The organism is Geodermatophilus sp. SYSU D00703 (assembly GCF_054050155.1).
Map to the genome: position 1 here is coordinate 1 of NZ_JBJGYU010000073.1, position 611 is coordinate 611.

General features: G+C 75.9%; 1 protein-coding gene. It reads right to left on the bottom strand.

Features of this window, described 5'->3' with window-relative positions; translation table 11 throughout:
• Complete coding sequence (locus ACI782_RS26015) at positions 1-528, bottom strand: hypothetical protein (protein ID WP_456913009.1); 528 nt, start codon at positions 526-528, stop codon at positions 1-3.
• Between the last annotated feature and the right edge of the window lie 83 nt (positions 529-611).

The window sequence follows — 611 nt, forward strand, 5'->3', positions numbered from 1 at the left end:
TCAGGCGCCGGTGGGCGTGGGGCGGTAGACGGGGCCACGGGCGATGACGACGTCGAGGATGCCGTCCTCGAGGTAGGCCTCGGCCTCCCCTTCCATGGCCGGGTTGCGGGCCGGGGCGGCGGCCGGATAGCCCAGCAGCCGGCGGATCCGCGGGTTGATGAGATAGGCGCCGGCGATCGCGTAGGCGAAGTGCCCGAACCGCTCGGGGTCCTCGACCCGGACCCGGTCGAGCAGCTCCTGCCCGGACCCGTCGGCGGCCAGCACCGCCGCCAGCACCGGGCCCAGGTCCGGCCGGACGGCCAGCACCCGGTCGATCCACGCGCCGTGCACGTCCACCGCGCTGGCCGCCGGCAGCCCCTCCCCGCCCGGGATCAGGCAGTCGGCCAGCTCCGCCAGCCGCCCCCGCTGGGCCTCGTCGAGGGCCGGGGGGCGCGCCGGCGGCGCGCCGATGGTCACGTCGACCGGCTGCGGGTCCGACAGATCCCGGCCCTCGACGAACATCTCCCCGGTCGCCGGCTGCTCGGTCACGAGGCCACCTCCAGCTTGCGCGCGTTGCTGCTGATGTAGGTCGCCGTCCGCTTCGCCAGCGCGCAGATCGTCGCGGTCGGGTT